8 protein-coding genes and 2 rRNA genes are annotated in these 13,502 nt (G+C 64.2%); 2 read left to right on the top strand and 8 right to left on the bottom strand.

The annotated features are described in order from the left end of the window. Positions 1-62: 62 nt before the first annotated feature. The 3 genes from BJY17_RS01750 to tyrS all read right to left on the bottom strand — a co-directional run bounded on the left by BJY17_RS01750 (position 63) and on the right by tyrS (position 6,980). A 23S ribosomal RNA gene (locus tag BJY17_RS01750) occupies positions 63-3,169 on the bottom strand. 471 nt (positions 3,170-3,640) lie between these two features. Beyond that, a 16S ribosomal RNA gene (locus tag BJY17_RS01745) occupies positions 3,641-5,168 on the bottom strand. Together the 16S and 23S rRNA genes form the textbook arrangement of a ribosomal RNA operon. Positions 5,169-5,678: 510 nt before the next feature. Next, positions 5,679-6,980 carry a tyrosine--tRNA ligase gene (gene tyrS, locus BJY17_RS01740; protein ID WP_179549856.1) on the bottom strand — a complete coding sequence of 434 codons (1,302 nt, stop codon included), beginning with the start codon at positions 6,978-6,980 and terminating at the stop codon, positions 5,679-5,681. Between the two features lie 108 nt (positions 6,981-7,088). On the opposite strand from tyrS, the gene BJY17_RS01735 reads away from it, so the two are divergent. Together BJY17_RS01735 and BJY17_RS01730 are read left to right on the top strand one after the other, a co-directional pair. Beyond that, positions 7,089-7,694: a DNA-binding protein gene (locus BJY17_RS01735; RefSeq protein ID WP_179549855.1), complete on the top strand. Its 606-nt coding sequence runs from the start codon at positions 7,089-7,091 to the stop codon at positions 7,692-7,694. Then, complete coding sequence (locus BJY17_RS01730; protein WP_179549854.1) at positions 7,691-8,296, top strand: hypothetical protein; 606 nt, start codon at positions 7,691-7,693, stop codon at positions 8,294-8,296. Before BJY17_RS01735 ends, BJY17_RS01730 begins: the two co-directional genes overlap by 4 nt. A gap of 59 nt (positions 8,297-8,355) precedes the next feature. On the opposite strand, the gene BJY17_RS01725 is transcribed toward BJY17_RS01730, so the two are convergent. The 5 genes from BJY17_RS01725 to argB are packed head-to-tail and all read right to left on the bottom strand — an operon-like array spanning position 8,356 to position 13,500. Next, a complete protein-coding gene (locus tag BJY17_RS01725; protein ID WP_179552659.1) occupies positions 8,356-8,976 on the bottom strand; it encodes a DNA-3-methyladenine glycosylase in 621 nt (206 codons plus the stop codon). Continuing rightward, positions 8,973-10,451 carry an argininosuccinate lyase gene (argH, locus tag BJY17_RS01720; RefSeq protein WP_179549853.1) on the bottom strand — a complete coding sequence of 493 codons (1,479 nt, stop codon included), beginning with the start codon at positions 10,449-10,451 and terminating at the stop codon, positions 8,973-8,975. The genes BJY17_RS01725 and argH overlap by 4 nt, the downstream gene beginning before the upstream one ends. Beyond that, positions 10,451-11,380, bottom strand: coding sequence for an ornithine carbamoyltransferase (gene argF / locus BJY17_RS01715; protein ID WP_179549852.1), 930 nt, complete (start codon positions 11,378-11,380; stop codon positions 10,451-10,453). Before argF ends, argH begins: the two co-directional genes overlap by 1 nt. A 33-nt stretch (positions 11,381-11,413) precedes the next feature. Beyond that, the gene (locus BJY17_RS01710) at positions 11,414-12,601 is read right to left on the bottom strand and encodes an acetylornithine transaminase (protein ID WP_179549851.1); all 1,188 of its coding nucleotides are present in this window, start codon (positions 12,599-12,601) and stop codon (positions 11,414-11,416) included. Beyond that, positions 12,598-13,500: an acetylglutamate kinase gene (gene argB, locus BJY17_RS01705; RefSeq protein ID WP_179549850.1), complete on the bottom strand. Its 903-nt coding sequence runs from the start codon at positions 13,498-13,500 to the stop codon at positions 12,598-12,600. The genes BJY17_RS01710 and argB overlap by 4 nt, the downstream gene beginning before the upstream one ends. Between the last annotated feature and the right edge of the window lie 2 nt (positions 13,501-13,502).

Here is a 13,502-nt window from a genome sequence, read left to right as displayed (position 1 = left end):
CGTATCTTTGGCCACTCACACGGCCTTTTCATGAACATGTTCAAACGTGTGTGAGTGTAGTGATTATCAAGTTATCGGCTTATTAGTACCGGTCAGCTCCGACAGTCGTTAGTCCTGTCTTCCACATCCGGCCTATCAACCCAGTCGTCTGGCTGGGAGCCTCTCACCCCGAAGGGTATGGAAATCTCATCTCGAGGCCGGCTTCCCGCTTAGATGCTTTCAGCGGTTATCCATCCCGAACGTAGCTAACCAGCGGTGCTCCTGGCGGAACAACTGGCACACCAGAGGTTCGTCCAACCCGGTCCTCTCGTACTAGGGTCAGATCCTCTCAAATTTCCTACGCGCGCAGCGGATAGGGACCGAACTGTCTCACGACGTTCTAAACCCAGCTCGCGTACCGCTTTAATGGGCGAACAGCCCAACCCTTGGGACCTACTCCAGCCCCAGGATGCGACGAGCCGACATCGAGGTGCCAAACCATGCCGTCGATATGGACTCTTGGGCAAGATCAGCCTGTTATCCCCGAGGTACCTTTTATCCGTTGAGCGACAGCGCTTCCACAAGCCACTGCCGGATCACTAGTCCCGACTTTCGTCCCTGCTCGACCTGTCAGTCTCACAGTCAAGCTCCCTTGTGCACTTACACTCGCCACCTGATTGCCAACCAGGTTGAGGGAACCTTTGGGCGCCTCCGTTACTTTTTGGGAGGCAACCGCCCCAGTTAAACTACCCACCAGGCACTGTCCCTGAACCGGATCACGGTTCGAAGTTAGATATCCAGAGTGACCAGAGTGGTATTTCAACAATGACTCCACCGACACTAGCGTGCCAGCTTCAAAGTCTCCCACCTATCCTACACAAGCCACACCGAACACCAATACCAAGCTGTAGTAAAGGTCACGGGGTCTTTCCGTCCTGCTGCGCGTAACGAGCATCTTTACTCGTAATGCAATTTCGCCGAGTTCGCGGTTGAGACAGCTGGGAAGTCGTTACGCCATTCGTGCAGGTCGGAACTTACCCGACAAGGAATTTCGCTACCTTAGGATGGTTATAGTTACCACCGCCGTTTACTGGGGCTTAAATTCTCAGCTTCGCCTTGCGGCTAACCGGTCCTCTTAACCTTCCAGCACCGGGCAGGCGTCAGTCCGTATACATCGTCTTGCGACTTAGCACGGACCTGTGTTTTTAGTAAACAGTCGCTTCCCACTGGTCTCTGCGGCCCTGCAGCGCTTCCTGGAGCAAGTCCATTCACGCCTTAGGCCCCCCTTCTCCCGAAGTTACGGGGGCATTTTGCCGAGTTCCTTAACCACGATTCTCTCGATCTCCTTAGTATTCTCTACCTGACCACCTGAGTCGGTTTGGGGTACGGGCGGCTGGAACCTCGCGTCGATGCTTTTCTTGGCAGCATAGGATCACCCACTTTTTATCCGCATCGCGTCTCAGCCATCATGAGCGACGGATTTGCCTATCGCTCGGCCTACACGCTTGCCCCGGGTCAACCATCGCCCGGGTTGGGCTACCTTCCTGCGTCACACCTGTTAATACGCTCACTCCACCAGATGGGGTCGCATGCCGCCTCACGATCGTCCCCGAAGGGATCCACGCGTCTTGGGATGCTTAGCACTCCTGATTTCATGTGGGCGGTTCTTCGCCGGTACGGGAATATCAACCCGTTGTCCATCGACTACGCCTGTCGGCCTCGCCTTAGGTCCCGACTTACCCAGGGCAGATTAGCTTGACCCTGGAACCCTTGGTCTTCCGGAGGACGGGTTTCTCACCCGTCTTTCGCTACTCATGCCTGCATTCTCACTCGTGTGGCCTCCACGGCTGGTTCACACCGCCGCTTCACTGCCCACACGACGCTCTCCTACCCATCAACACGGCTGGACCACGAAGGCCTACCATTAATGTCAATGCCACAACTTCGGTGGCGTGCTTGAGCCCCGTTACATTGTCGGCGCGGAATCACTTGACCAGTGAGCTATTACGCACTCTTTCAAGGGTGGCTGCTTCTAAGCCAACCTCCTGGTTGTCTGTGCAACTCCACATCCTTTCCCACTTAGCACGCGCTTAGGGACCTTAGTTGGTGGTCTGGGTTGTTTCCCTCTCGACGATGAAGCTTATCCCCCACCGTCTCACTGCTGCGCTCTCACTTACCGGCATTCGGAGTTTGGCTGACGTCAGTAACCTTTTGGGGCCCATCGGCCATCCAGTAGCTCTACCTCCGGCAAGAAACACGCAACGCTGCACCTAAATGCATTTCGGAGAGAACCAGCTATCACGAAGTTTGATTGGCCTTTCACCCCTATCCACAGCTCATCCCCTCCATTTTCAACTGAAGTGGGTTCGGTCCTCCACGACGTCTTACCGTCGCTTCAACCTGGCCATGGATAGATCACTTCGCTTCGGGTCTAGGACATGCGACTGAATCGCCCTATTCAGACTCGCTTTCGCTACGGCTGCCCCTCACGGGTTAACCTCGCCACATATCACTAACTCGCAGGCTCATTCTTCAAAAGGCACGCTGTCACCCCTACAAGGAGGCTCCAACGGTTTGTAAGCAAACGGTTTCAGGTACTATTTCACTCCCCTCCCGGGGTACTTTTCACCTTTCCCTCACGGTACTTGTCCGCTATCGGTCATCTGGGAGTATTTAGGCTTATCAGGTGGTCCTGACAGATTCACGCGGGATTTCTCGGGCCCCGCGCTACTTGGGATACCTCTCCGGGCCGCCAGGCATTTCGACTACGGGACTCACACCCACTCCGGTCCGGCTTTCAATCCGGTTCGTCTATACCTGACGCGTCACCGTGACTGCACGGCAGTACAGTCCGAAAGGTCCCACAACCCCGACCATGCAACCCCTGCCGGGTATCACACATGGCTCGGTTTAGCCTCTTCCGCGTTCGCTCGCCACTACTAACGGAATCACGGTTGTTTTCTCTTCCTGTGGGTACTGAGATGTTTCACTTCCCCACGTTCCCTCTACCCGCCCTATATATTCAGGCGGGAGTCACCAGGTCACCCAAAGGGCCTGGCGGGGTTTCCCCATTCGGAAATCCTCGGATCACAGCTCGTTTATCAGCTCCCCGAGGCTTATCGCAGATTACGACGTCCTTCTTCGGCTCCAGATGCCAAGGCATCCACCGTTTGCTCTTAAAAACTTGAAAATCACATGAGATCGAATCGTGCGACACCACCCGAAGGCAATGCCGCGAAATTGACCAGTGAATACGCCAACAAGATCCCCCCGAAGGGCGACCTCTTGGCGACTCACCTATTGTGAAACAGGACCGAAGTCCCGTTTCTAAGATGCTCGCGTCCACTATGTAGTTCTCAACAGACGGCCAGAACCCCCACACCCACCGAATCAGAACCCATCGGCTTCGTGAAGGTCTGTAAGAAACCATCACCCCCACGCCGAAGCGCGGGAAGTTGTCCGGCCCCTCAGGACCCAACAGCGTGCATGCACCCGACCGGCCGGCCCCCACCGTTCCAACCACCCCCCGAAGGAAGCGGCGTACTAGGTCTGAACCATTCAGACGAGCACCTATGTCAATGTTCCACCCATGAGCTGCCAGCAGACACGTTCGGTCTGATCTGGCATGCCTGGACCACCAAAAGTGGCCAGTGCTCCTTAGAAAGGAGGTGATCCAGCCGCACCTTCCGGTACGGCTACCTTGTTACGACTTAGTCCTAATCACCGATCCCACCTTCGACGGCTCCCTCCACAAGGGTTAGGCCACCGGCTTCGGGTGTTACCGACTTTCATGACTTGACGGGCGGTGTGTACAAGGCCCGGGAACGTATTCACCGCAGCGTTGCTGATCTGCGATTACTAGCGACTCCGACTTCATGAGGTCGAGTTGCAGACCTCAATCCGAACTGAGACCGGCTTTTTGGGATTCGCTCCGCCTTACGACATCGCAGCCCTTTGTACCGGCCATTGTAGCATGCGTGAAGCCCAAGACATAAGGGGCATGATGATTTGACGTCATCCCCACCTTCCTCCGAGTTGACCCCGGCAGTCTCATATGAGTTCCCACCATTACGTGCTGGCAACATACGACGAGGGTTGCGCTCGTTGCGGGACTTAACCCAACATCTCACGACACGAGCTGACGACAACCATGCACCACCTGTATACGAGTGTCCAAAGAGTTCCACATTTCTGCGGCGTTCTCGTATATGTCAAGCCTTGGTAAGGTTCTTCGCGTTGCATCGAATTAATCCGCATGCTCCGCCGCTTGTGCGGGCCCCCGTCAATTCCTTTGAGTTTTAGCCTTGCGGCCGTACTCCCCAGGCGGGGCGCTTAATGCGTTAGCTACGACACGGAAACCGTGGAATGGTCCCCACATCTAGCGCCCAACGTTTACGGCGTGGACTACCAGGGTATCTAATCCTGTTCGCTCCCCACGCTTTCGCTCCTCAGCGTCAGTTACGGCCCAGAGATCTGCCTTCGCCATCGGTGTTCCTCCTGATATCTGCGCATTCCACCGCTACACCAGGAATTCCAATCTCCCCTACCGCACTCCAGTCTGCCCGTACCCACTGCAGGCCCGAGGTTGAGCCTCGGGATTTCACAGCAGACGTGACAAACCGCCTACGAGCTCTTTACGCCCAATAATTCCGGACAACGCTCGCACCCTACGTATTACCGCGGCTGCTGGCACGTAGTTAGCCGGTGCTTTTTCTGCAGGTACCGTCAAGCCGAAGCCCTTCTTCCCTACTAAAAGAGGTTTACAACCCGAAGGCCGTCATCCCTCACGCGGCGTTGCTGCATCAGGCTTTCGCCCATTGTGCAATATTCCCCACTGCTGCCTCCCGTAGGAGTCTGGGCCGTGTCTCAGTCCCAGTGTGGCCGGTCACCCTCTCAGGCCGGCTACCCGTCGACGCCTTGGTGAGCCATTACCTCACCAACAAGCTGATAGGCCGCGAGTCCATCCCAGACCGAAAAAACTTTCCACCCAAAACCATGCGGTTCCAGGTCCTATCCGGTATTAGCTCCGATTTCTCGGGGTTATCCCAGAGTCCAGGGCAGGTTACTCACGTGTTACTCACCCGTTCGCCACTAATCCCCCAGAGCAAGCTCCAGGTTCATCGTTCGACTTGCATGTGTTAAGCACGCCGCCAGCGTTCGTCCTGAGCCAGGATCAAACTCTCCAAAAAAAATGGTTCCAACACCCCCGAAGAGGCATTGAGAGTTTCAATCTCTGACTGAAAGAACAATCAAACTGACTGTCCATCAATCCAAAGGAATCCTCCCCCCACCAAACGGTGAGGTCGGGGTTCAATAATTTGGCATTGAACATAGTGCACGCTGTTGAGTTCTCAAGGAACGGACGCACCCGACAACCGAACCACAACAGATTCGAACCACCGGAGCTTTTCGTTCTCATCCGGCCATCCAAAGGACGCATCCGAACGCTTCAAACACAAGAAGAAGAAACAACTTGGTTTGGGATCTTCGTGCCACTTGAGGAGGAGAACCAGACGCTTACTCAGCAGTCCCGCTCATCCGCTCCTGTGGGGCAACGAGTGATTACATTACGGGGAATCCCCACCCCACGCAAACTCCACACACATCCCGGGCGTGTCGCGCGTGCGGGCCCCGGAAACGCACGAAGCCCCGGCCGCTCACCGAGGCAAGCGACCGGGGCCCGAACATCTCTGGAACAACTACTCGACGAACACACCCGCGAGCGTCTTCTTGCCCCGACGAAGCACCGCCATGCCGCCGGCCGCGACGCGACCATCGAGCGTCGCGGCGTCATCGTCGATGCGCACGTTGTCGAGCGACACTCCCCCCTGGGCGATGGCCCGCCGGCCCTCACTCTGGCTCGAGACGAGGCCGGTGTCGACGAGGAGCTGGACGATCGAGGCATCCGTCGTCGCCGTGGTGTTCGGAAGCTCGCGAAGTGCCGCCTCGAGGGTCGCGCGGTCGAGCGCGGCGAGATCGCCCTGTCCGAACAGTGCGCGCGATGCATCGATCACGGCCTGCGTGGCATCCGCTCCGTGCACGAGGGTCGTGACCTCGGTCGCGAGCACCTTCTGCGCCTCGCGCTTGAACGGCTCGGTCGCGACGAGCGATTCGAGCTCCTCGATGCGCTCGCGGCTGAGGAACGTGAAGATCTTCAGGCGCGAGATCACGTCGGCATCGTCGGTGTTGAGCCAGAACTGGTAGAACGCGTACGGGCTGCACATCGAGGCATCCAGCCAGATCGCGTTGCCTTCGCTCTTGCCGAACTTCGTACCGTCGGAGTTCGTGACGAGCGGGGTGCCGATCGCATGCACGCTCGCTCCCTCGACGCGGTGGATGAGATCCGTGCCGCTCGTGAGGTTGCCCCACTGGTCGCTGCCGCCCGTCTGCAGCACGCAGCCGTACTGGCGGTAGAGCTCGAGGTAGTCGAAGCCCTGCAGGATCTGGTAGCTGAACTCGGTGTAGCTGATTCCGGCGTCGGAGTTCAGGCGCGACGCCACCGCGTCTTTCTTCAGCATCGTGCCGACGCGGTAGTGCTTGCCGATCTCGCGCAGGAAGTCGATGGCGGAGAGCCCGCCGGTCCAGTCGAGGTTGTTGACGAGTCGAACCGCGTTCTCGCCCTCGCCCGAGAGGAACCGCGAGACCTGACCCTGCAGGTACCCGACCCACTCGGCGACGGTCTCCTTGGTGTTCAGCGTGCGCTCGGCCGTCGGCCGGGGATCGCCGATCAGACCAGTGGAGCCGCCGACCAGGCCGAGCGGCTTGTGGCCGGCGAGCTGGAGGCGGCGCATCGTCAGCAGCTGCACGAGATTGCCGAGGTGCAGGCTCGGCGCCGTGGGGTCGAACCCGCAGTAATACGTGATCGGCTCGCCCGCGAGCAGCTCTTTCAGCGCAGCCTGGTCGGTCGACACATGCACGAGGCCGCGCCAGACGAGCTCCTCCCAGACGTCTGCGAAAGCGGCGTCGTTCTGCTGGGAATTGAGGATCACTGGGTCTGACACTCCGTCAGGGTATCAGCGAGCGGATTAGGTCCCATCTCTAACCGATTCTCGATTAATGTTGTATGCTTATGTGACTGCCAATGAAGGCCACGGGCTGAAGGAGTTGTCATGATCGTCGTCACCGCGGACCAGGTCTCCAGTCGCACGCAGGCCGATCTCGCCGGAGCCGAGCGCGACCGCATCCAGCGCGCGCACGGCGAGAAGCTGCTGCTGCCGGTCGCGCGAAACGCAGGCGACGAGATCCAGTTGATCACGAGTGATGCACGCACGGTCGTCGAGGTCGTGTTCGAACTCACCCGCGAGGGAGCATGGAGCGTCGGCATCGGATGCGGCGACGTGCGAGACCCGCTTCCGGCCGACATCCGGGAGGCGAGCGGCGAGGCGTTCTTCGCCGCACGCGACGCGGTCGAGCGCGCGAAGAAGAACTCTCCCCGGCTCGCGATCGAGGCGGCGCACGGCGACGCCGAACACGTCGAGGCGTTGTTCAAGCTCGCCCTCCTCCTCCGTGAACGCCGATCCGACCAGGGGTGGGAGGTCTACGACCGCATCGTCGCCGGCGCCCTGCAGTCCGAGATCGCCGACGAGCTCGGCGTGAGCGCCCCGGCGATCAGCTCGCGCATGAAGTCGGCGAACATCCGCGCAGAGCTCGACGCCATGCCGGCGCTCGCTAGGCTGCTCGAGAACCTCGACCGCTCGACGGGAGCCCACGCATGAACCACTTCGTCGTCATCGCCGACGCCATCACCTGGTCGGCCCTGGTGGTCTCGCTGGTCGCAGCGGCAGCGCTCTCGGTGCTCGCCTACCTGCGCCCGCGACGTGCGTACATCTGGTTCGCGGCAGGCACGCTCGGCGTGGCGCTGCTCGCGGCGGCGTCGGCGAGCAGCCCCGCCCAGTTCGGCCTCGCGCCGCTCATCACCGTGCTCGGCCTCACCGTCGCCGTCTTCGGCGGCAGCCCGGCCGCTGCCACGGCGCTCGACCTCGCGATGGGCGGCACCGTGGCACCGGGTCTCCACGGCGGCATCATCGTCGCAGGGAAGCGATCGGCCGATGAGGAGCATCGCGGCGTGCAGGCCGCCGCCAAGCGCGAGGTGCTGCGCGGCGGCCTGACGATCGGCGTGCTCGAGCGCGTCGCCTCGGCGGGCGCCATCATCGCCGGCTTCCCCGAGGCGCTCGCGATCGTCGTCGCGATCAAGGGTGTCGGCCGCTTCACCGAACTCGAGGCACCCGAGGCGCGCGAGCGATTCATCATCGGCACCTTCGCGAGCCTCATCTGGGCCTGCGCCGGCGCACTCGTCGTGCATCTCGCGCTGCGCTGAGCGCTCCCCGCTCGCGGCGGCGCATCGCGAGATCAGCGGATGCCGCGTGGTGGCGCCCGTCACTCGGCGGCGAGCTTGTGCCGCCGATACGGGGAGACGCCCTCGTCGCCGGGGAGCCAGAACCGCCACGGGTACCGGGAGCCACCGCCCTCCCCACCGACGCCCGTGCGCGGGCCGCTCGCGGCATGGAGCGGCGTCGACTCCACCTGCAGGGTGAACGGCGGTGCGAGCAGGTCGCTGCCCCCGGCATCGAGCGGCACGCCGAGCGCCTTCGCGAGCCGGCCCGGCCCTCTGGCGAGGTCGCGATCGTTCACGCCGGGCCGACGACTCCTCGCCAGGTCGAGACCGTCGACGACCGTCGCCCCCCGCATGAGCACACCCGATGAGGAGCCCGGCGGACGCGCGACGATGTTCAGGCAGACGTGCATGCCGTAGCTGAAGTACGCGTACAGGTGGCCGGGCTCGCCGAACATCACCGCGTTGCGCGGCGTGCGCCCGCGGAACGCGTGCGAGCCGGGATCCTCGCCGACGCCCCGGTACGCCTCGAGCTCCGACAGGCGGATCGCCACCCGCCCGCCGGCGGCGGCGTCGTAGCTCAGCACCGCTCCGAGGAGGAGCGGTGCGAGCACGACGGGATCCTGTCCGAAGAACTCCCGGTCGGGGGTGACGAGTTCGCTCAGCTGCGCGCCTCCGGCAGGCCGGCGACGAGGTGACGCACGCGATCGGCGAGGCGGGAGAACTGCTCGGCGACGCGCACCGGGGCGGTGCCGCCGATGCCGTCACGGCTCGCGACCGAGCCCTCGACCGTGAGCACCTCGCGCACGTCGGGCGTGAGGTGCGGCGAGATCGCCGCGAGTGCGGCGTCATCGACGGCGTCGAGCTCGAGCGAGTGCTCCTCGGCGTACCGCACGAGGGCGCCGGTGATCTCGTGGGCATCGCGGAACGGCACGCGCCGCTTCACGAGCCACTCCGCGACATCCGTGGCCAGCGAGAAGCCGGCCGGCGCGAGCTCGGCCATGCGCTCGGTGTGGAAGGTGAGCGTGGCGACCATGCCCGTGTACGCGGGCAGCAGCACCTCGAGCGTTTCGACGGAGTCGAAGACCGGCTCCTTGTCCTCCTGCAGGTCGCGGTTGTAGGCGAGCGGCAGGGCCTTCAGCGTCGCGAGCAGACCCGTGAGGTTGCCGATGAGCCGACCCGACTTGCCGCGCGCGAGCTCGGCGATGTCGGGGTTCTTCTTCTGCGGCATGATCGACGAGCCCGTCGAGTAGCCGTCGTGCAACGTGACGAAGCCGAACTCGCGGGTGTTCCAGAGGATGATCTCCTCGGCGAAGCGCGAGAGGTCGATGCCGATCATCGCCGTGATGAAGGCGAACTCGGCGACGACGTCGCGGCTCGCGGTCGCGTCGATCGAGTTCTCGGCGGGGCTCGCGAGGCCGAGGTCGCGGGCGACGGATGCCGCGTCGAGGCCGAGCGTCGACCCGGCGAGGGCCCCCCCGCCGTAGGGCGAGACATCCGCTCGCTTCGTCCAGTCGACGAGGCGCTCGAGGTCGCGCGAGAGCGCCCAGGCGTGCGCGAGCAGGTGATGGGCGAGCAGCACCGGCTGCGCGTGCTGCAGGTGCGTTCGCCCCGGCATGATGGCCGTGCGATGCGCGTCGGCCTGCGCGGCGAGCGCGTCGATGAGGTGCACGAGGTCGCGACCGATGGTCGCGGCGTGGTCCTTCAGATAGAGCCGCACGAGCGTGGCGATCTGGTCGTTCCGGCTGCGGCCCGCGCGGAGCTTGCCGCCCAGCTCGGGGCCGACGATGGTGATCAGTGCGGCCTCGAGAGCGCCGTGCACGTCTTCGTCGGCCTCACCGGCGACGATCTCGCCCGACACGACGCGCGCCTCGAGCGTGTCGAGGCCCGCGAGCATGGCCTCGAGTTCGTCGGCCTCCAGGTATCCGGCCGCGGCCAGCGCGCGGGCGTGCGCGCGTGAGCCGGCGAGGTCGTAGCCTGCGAGCTGCCAGTCGAAGTGCGTCGACTTCGAGAGGCGCTGCAGCTCGGGCGACGGGCCGCTCGCGAATCGAGCACCCCAGAGCGAGCCCTCATTGGTGCCGTGGGCCTCGGCCGCGGCCTCGGCGCCCGCCGTGCCGTCGGTGCCGTTCACGTCGCTCATCAGGCGTCCTTCCTCGCGAGCAGCCAGACCAGCAGCGCCTTCTGCGCGTGCAGGCGGTTCTCGGCCTCATCCCAGATGATCGACTGCGGGCCGTCGATGACGTCGGCGCTCACCTCGTAGCCGCGATCGGCGGGCAGGCAGTGCATGAACACCGCATCGGATGCCGCGTGCGACATGAGTTCGGCATCGACCTGGTACCCGCCGAAGGTGGCGACGCGATGCGCCTTCTCCTCCTCCTTGCCCATCGACACCCAGGTGTCGGTGACGACGACGTCGGCACCGGTCACCGACTCGCGCGCGTTCGTGACGACGGCGACGGACCCACCGGTCGTCGCCGCGATGCGCTCGGCGTCGGCGACGACGGATGCCTCGGGGGCGAACTCCGCCGGAGCGGCGATGCGCACGTGCATGCCCGCGGTGGCGCCGGCGAGCAGGTACGACTGCGCCATGTTGCTGCGGCCATCGCCGAGGAAGGTGACCGTGAGGCCGGCGAGCCTTCCCTTGTGCTCGCGGATGGTGAGCAGGTCGGCGAGCAGCTGGCACGGGTGGAAGTCGTCGGAGAGGGCGTTGACGACCGGCACGGTCGTGCCGGCGGCCATCTCTTCGAGGCCCGACTGCGCATAGGTGCGCCAGACGATCGCCGAGACCATGCGCTCGAGCACGCGGGCGGTGTCGGACGGCGTCTCCTTGCCGCCGAGCTGGCTGTTCGCCGTCGAGATGATGAGCGGCGAGCCGCCGAGGTCGGCGATGCCGACGGCGAACGACACACGCGTGCGGGTGGAGGACTTGTCGAAGATCACGGCGACGGTCTGCGGGCCGGCGAGCGGCGTCTGCGACCAGCGGTCGGCCTTCAGCTGCTCGGCGAGGTCGAGGATCTCGGTCTGCTCGGCCTGGGTGAGGTCGTCGTCGCGGAGGAAGTGGCGGGTCATGCGGTGGGTCCGTTCGTGGAGAGGTCGGTCGGGTCAGTACGGGTGAGCGTCGGCGAGGGCGCGCGCGAAGCGCGCCTCGAACTCGTCGACCTCGGCGTCGCCGATGATGAGCGGCGGTGCGATGCGGATGGTGGTGTCGTTCGCGGCGTTCACGATGAGGCCGTGGTGCATGGCGTGGGCGACGACCTCGCCGGCGACCGGCGCCGTGAGCGCGACGCCGATGAGGAGCCCCCGGCCGCGCGTTCCGGCGACCAGCGGCGATCCGATGGCCTCGATGCGCCGACGCAGCTGCGGGCCTCGCACGGCGGCGTTCTCGACGAGGCCGGCGCGCTCGATCTCGCCGAGCACGGCGTTCGACACCGCGGTCGCGAGCGGGTTGCCGCCGAACGTCGAGCCGTGGTGGCCCTTCTGGTACAGCTCGGAAGCTCGGCCGAACGTGATGAGGCCGCCGATCGGGATGCCGCCGCCGACGCCCTTCGCGACGGTGATCGCGTCGGGCGTGATGCCGTCGTGCTGGAATCCGAACCACCGCCCGGTGCGCCCGGCACCGGTCTGGATCTCGTCGACGATGAGCAGCGCACCGTGGCGGAGGGTCAGCTCGCGCGCCGCCTCGAGGAAGCCCTCGGGCAGTTCGACGACGCCGGCCTCACCCTGGATCGGCTCGACGAAGACGGCCGCGACCCCATCGTCGATGGATGCCTCGAGCGCCTCGATCGTCGCGGGGATGTGCTCCACTCCCCCGGCCATCGGCTCGAACGGCGCGCGCATGTGCGGCTTGCCGGTCAGCGCGAGCGAACCCATCGTGCGCCCGTGGAAGGCATCGACGAGCGCGATCACACGGGTACGCGCACCGCCCGAGTTGTTCAGCCGGGCGAGCTTGAACGCGGCCTCGTTGGCCTCGGCGCCCGAGTTGCCGAACCAGGCGCGCCCGTCGGGCCCGGCTCCGGCGAGGCGCACGAGCCGTTCGGCGAGTTCGAGCGCCGGCTCGGTCGTGAAGTAGTTCGAGACGTGCGCGAGCTTCGAGGCCTGCGCCGTGACCGCCTCGACGAACACGGGATGCGCGTGCCCGAGGGAGTTCACCGCGATGCCCGCGAGGAAATCGAGATAGGTCGTGCCCGCGGCATCCGTCACCCAGGCGCCCGAGCCGTGCTCGAGCTTCGCGAGCGGCATGCCGATGGAGCGCATGATGCGCTGGTCGAACCGCAGCTGCCAGTCGTTCATGCCGCCACCACCTCGGTGCCGATGCCCGACTGCGTGAAGACCTCGAGCAGGATCGAGTGGGGCACGCGTCCGTCGATGATCGCGGCCTTCGCGACGCCGCCCTCGACGGCCTCGAGACACGCGGCCATCTTCGGGATCATGCCCGACTCGAGACTCGGCAGCAGTTCGACGAGCGAGGGCACGTCGATGACCGAGACGAGCGAGTCGCGGTTCGGCCAGTCGCGGTAGAGGCCCGCGACGTCGGTGAGGATGACGAGCTTCGCCGCACCGAGCGCGACCGCGAGCGACGCGGCGGCGGAATCGGCGTTCACGTTGAGCGACTGCCCGGTCACGTCGCCGTCGGGGGCGATGGAGGAGACCACGGGGATGCGCTCGGCAGCGAGTTCGGCGAGCACCGCGGCCGGGTCGACCGCGACGACGTCGCCGACGAGCCCGAGGTCGACCTCTTCGCCGTCGACGATCGCGCCGCGCCGGCGCCCAGTGAAGAGACCGGCGTCTTCGCCCGAGAGCCCCGAGGCGAGCGGGCCGTGCTCGTTGATGAGCGAGACGAGCTCGCGGTTCACCTGGCCGGAGAGCACCATGCGCACGACGTCCATCGTCTCGGGGGTCGTGACCCGGTAGCCGCCGCGGAACTCGCTCGGAATGCCGAGCCGCTCGAGCATCGCCGAGATCTGGGGGCCGCCGCCGTGCACCACGACGGGCTTGATGCCCGCGTAGCGGAGGTAGACCATGTCTTCGGCGAACGCACGCTGCAATTCGGGGCTCACCATGGCGTTGCCGCCGAACTTCACCACGATCGTCTCGCCGTGGAAGCGCTTCAGCCAGGGCAGCGAATCGATGAGCACCTGGGCTTTCGCCGCCGCGTCGTTCGTGTCTTGGGGTTCCGTGTCGTCGCTCATGC

Source organism: Agromyces hippuratus, assembly GCF_013410355.1.
Lineage (GTDB): Bacteria > Actinomycetota > Actinomycetes > Actinomycetales > Microbacteriaceae > Agromyces > Agromyces hippuratus.
The sequence above is the reverse complement of the archived record's forward strand: the minus strand, read 5'-3'. Positions and strand labels throughout refer to the sequence as shown.

Bases quoted from the DNA above. Each gene is read 5' to 3' on its own strand.
- argF (WP_179549852.1), bottom strand. From the start codon at position 11,380: ATGACCCGCCACTTCCTCCGCGACGACGACCTCACCCAGGCCGAGCAG.
- argB (WP_179549850.1), bottom strand. From the start codon at position 13,500: ATGAGCGACGACACGGAACCCCAAGACACGAACGACGCGGCGGCGAAA.
- BJY17_RS01730 (WP_179549854.1), top strand. From the start codon at position 7,691: ATGAACCACTTCGTCGTCATCGCCGACGCCATCACCTGGTCGGCCCTG.
- BJY17_RS01735 (WP_179549855.1), top strand. From the start codon at position 7,089: ATGATCGTCGTCACCGCGGACCAGGTCTCCAGTCGCACGCAGGCCGAT.
- argH (WP_179549853.1), bottom strand. From the start codon at position 10,451: ATGAGCGACGTGAACGGCACCGACGGCACGGCGGGCGCCGAGGCCGCG.
- BJY17_RS01710 (WP_179549851.1), bottom strand. From the start codon at position 12,601: ATGAACGACTGGCAGCTGCGGTTCGACCAGCGCATCATGCGCTCCATC.